Here is a 3195-nt window from a genome sequence, read left to right as displayed (position 1 = left end):
CGCGTTTGTTGTAAGACTTGCCCTCGCTTGATTTCGTTATTGATTGTTTGAGGAGCTCTTCCAAGTAGGCGAGCAATTTCTCGATTGGATTTTCCTTCTTTGTTCCATCGTTCAATGTAGCGACGATCATTAATTGTCAAATGTTTTCCTTTTGTTGTATAATTGTTTTGCATCTCTGTGCCCTTCCTTTTGTTTGTGGTGAACAACAAGTATAGCACGGAGGTGTTTTCTTATACCTTACAAAAGGATTTCATTTGACAACAGGGACTTTTGAAGCTGTTTTGAGGGCTAAACCAAGGCTATCATTAGCCTTGGCCAATTAGCCTAACAGCTCCAAACCTATTATCAAATGAAATCAGACAACTCATCAGAATGAGTTGTAGTACTTATCTAGCAGATAGGATGGGTGGCTAACTTCATTTTAAAATTTTTGTGGAATGAAAAAATCACTTAAATTTCTCCAGATGCTCTAGTATCCTCCAAAAACTCAACTGATTGACCGATTGCTAGATTCTCAGATCGCTCAATCAAGATACTAGTCCAGTCATCAGCTTCCCCGAGACATTTTCATCTAATGTTAGGGCAATCCCAAACGGGAATTGGAATATACGCACTAGACAATCCTTGGGGCGGATTTGGGGCGAGAAAGCGAAAAAGCCTGTAGGAACAGGCTTTTTCACTGTAGTTTCATCCACCCTGAGAGAATCGAACTCCCATCTCAAGAACCGGAATCTTACGTGATATCCATTACACTAAGGGTGGCAACTCAATAAGTATACCAAAACTTGTGGAGGAAGGCAAGAACTTTTTTCAAGCTTCCTCCAATAAAATTTTCAGGCCTGATTGGCTGGTAGGAGAATCTCACGGATGGCCTGGCCAACTCCGTTTTCTGTGTGCGGTCCGGTTTGAAATTTGGCAATCTTTTTCACAGCCTCATTAGCATTGCCCATGGCTACAGACCAGCCGGCATAGGCCAACATTTCCAAATCATTGTTGGCATCTCCAATAGCCATGACTTGGTCATTGCTGAAACCAAGATCCTGGGCTAGGTAGGAAAGGCCGCTAGCCTTGTTGGTTCCTTTGGGGAGACATTCATAGATATACTCCTGCGAGCGGACCACTTCAAAATGCTTGGCCAATTGCGGACCGTACTTCTCCTCAAAGCGATCCAATGCTTCCTTCTCATCTAAGTACATAGCTTGGAAAATCTTGGCTTGGCTGTCTGAGAGCTGGTCCAACTCTACTCGCTTGGGTTTGGTAAAAACTAGACCAGCATCCATTGTCACTAGCTCCGAAGGCTCTTCACCGACGACCAGGTAATCCTGTTCGTCAAAGATAGTTAGTTGAGCAGTCGACTCCTGGGCAATCTGATCCAACAAGATCAGTTCTTCTTGAGACAAGCCAGACCAGGAATGGATGGACAAATCTTTGGTGCTATAGATGGTTGCGCCATTGTTAATGATGACATAGCCTTCTTTTCCCTGCCAGCCCAATTCCTCTAAATAAGGAAGAACACCAGATAGGGGACGCCCTGTACAAATTACAGGCAGGACTCCTGCTGCCCGGGCCTTGTCCAAGTCAACCAGGGTCTCTGGTAACAATTTTTTATCTTGATCCAGTAAGGTGCCGTCCATATCTAAGGCTAATAGTTTAATCATCCACTCGTCCTCCCAAATTTTCAGATCTTTTCTACTTCCTATTATACCAAAAGAACGGATTTAAAAAACCTTGGAATTCGCTGATTCCAAGGTTAGTGAGGACTTAAAGACTCCAGTCCAAGTTGGGTCCGACAGGGACAATCCCGGTTGGATTGATGGTTTTATGACTTCCATAATAATGGTTTTTAATATGGTCAAAATCAACGGTAGCTGCGATGTCTTGATAGTGATAGAGACGTTTGGTGTAGTCCCACAGGTTAGGATAGTTCACCAAGGCCTTGATATTGCATTTGAAGTGTCCAAAGTAAACCGCATCAAAGCGTACCAAGGTTGTAAAGAGGCGGATGTCTGCCTCGGTTAGACGATTGCCAACCAAATAGTTTTGGGGCTCCAAGAGCGTCTCTAGCTGATCCAGGGCCGCAAAGACCTGCTTCACTTCTTCCTCATAAACACTTTGACTGGTGGAGAAGCCGGCTTTGTAGACACCATTATTGATATTTGGGTAGACAAAGTCATTCATGGCATCAATTTCAGCCTGCAGGTCTTCTGGATAATAGTCCTCCTGATTGCCTGTCAAGTCATTGAAGGCCGAGTCGAACATCCGCATAATTTCAGCGGATTCATTGCTGACGATGGTATTGGTTTTTTTGTCCCATAGAACTGGAACGGTTACCCGACCAGTGTAATTCGGGTCAGCCTTTAGGTAGACTTGATAGAGGTAGTCACTCTGAAAGAGACTATCTTCAATGACTCCTAGCCCCTCAGCGAAGGTCCAGCCGTTCTCCAACATAAAAGGATTCACGATTGAGAGCGAAATATGCTCCTCCAAGCCCTTCAATTTCCGCATAATCAAGGTCCGGCTAGCCCAGGGGCAGGCTAGCGAGATATACAAATGATAGCGACCGGATTCTGCCTTGAAGCCACCCTGACCTGTCGGTTCAGGTTGGCCATCCGGCGTAATCCAGTTCCGAAACTGAGTCACGGTTCGCACAAATTTCCCGCCCGTTGATTGGGTGTCATACCATTGATCCACCCATTGTCCATCTACTAAAAGCCCCATCTGATTTTCTCCTTTTTATTAATAATTAGTAATAGTATACCAAACAAAAATTTTAAAATGAAGTTAGCCACCCATCCTATCTGCTAGATAAGTACTACAACTCATTCTGATGAGTTGTCTGATTTCATTTGATAATAGGTTTGGAGCTGTTAGGCTAATTGGCCAAGGCTAATGATAGCCTTGGTTTAGCCCTCAAAACAGCTTCAAAAGTCCCTGTTGTCAAATGAAATCCTTTTGTAAGGTATAAGAAAACACCTCCGTGCTATACTTGTTGTTCACCACAAACAAAAGGAAGGGCACAGAGATGCAAAACAATTATACAACAAAAGGAAAACATTTGACAATTAATGATCGTCGCTACATTGAACGATGGAACAAAGAAGGAAAATCCAATCGAGAAATTGCTCGCCTACTTGGAAGAGCTCCTCAAACAATCAATAACGAAATCAAGCGAGGGCAAGTCTTACAACAAGTGAG

At 43.6% G+C, this 3195-nt stretch carries 4 protein-coding genes and 1 tRNA gene; 1 reads left to right on the top strand and 4 read right to left on the bottom strand.

The window, feature by feature from the left end; all coding sequences use genetic code 11:
* The 4 genes from HZY94_RS08820 to HZY94_RS08805 all read right to left on the bottom strand — a co-directional run.
* Positions 1 to 173, bottom strand: a 173-nt coding sequence (locus tag HZY94_RS08820; protein WP_179925844.1) for a helix-turn-helix domain-containing protein, incomplete at its 3' end; no start/stop codon positions are given.
* A 517-nt stretch (positions 174 to 690) separates the two neighbouring features.
* A tRNA-Arg gene (locus tag HZY94_RS08815) sits at positions 691 to 762 on the bottom strand.
* A gap of 71 nt (positions 763 to 833) precedes the next feature.
* Positions 834 to 1658, bottom strand: a complete 825-nt coding sequence (locus HZY94_RS08810; RefSeq protein ID WP_179925843.1) for a Cof-type HAD-IIB family hydrolase — start codon at positions 1656 to 1658, stop codon at positions 834 to 836.
* Positions 1659 to 1761: 103 nt separating this feature from the next.
* Positions 1762 to 2718 carry a glutathione S-transferase family protein gene (locus HZY94_RS08805; RefSeq protein ID WP_179925842.1) on the bottom strand — a complete coding sequence of 319 codons (957 nt, stop codon included), beginning with the start codon at positions 2716 to 2718 and terminating at the stop codon, positions 1762 to 1764.
* 304 nt (positions 2719 to 3022) lie between these two features.
* Here HZY94_RS08805 and HZY94_RS08800 point away from each other — a divergent pair.
* Positions 3023 to 3195, top strand: a 173-nt coding sequence (locus HZY94_RS08800; protein ID WP_179924846.1) for a helix-turn-helix domain-containing protein, incomplete at its 3' end; no start/stop codon positions are given.

The sequence above is a fragment of the Streptococcus danieliae genome (genome assembly GCF_013415245.1).
Classification (GTDB): domain Bacteria; phylum Bacillota; class Bacilli; order Lactobacillales; family Streptococcaceae; genus Streptococcus; species Streptococcus danieliae_A.
This window is presented reverse-complemented; position numbering and strand designations above follow the sequence as displayed.

Bases quoted from the DNA above. Each gene is read 5' to 3' on its own strand.
- HZY94_RS08810 (WP_179925843.1), bottom strand. From the start codon at position 1,658: ATGATTAAACTATTAGCCTTAGATATGGACGGCACCTTACTGGATCAA.
- HZY94_RS08805 (WP_179925842.1), bottom strand. From the start codon at position 2,718: ATGGGGCTTTTAGTAGATGGACAATGGGTGGATCAATGGTATGACACC.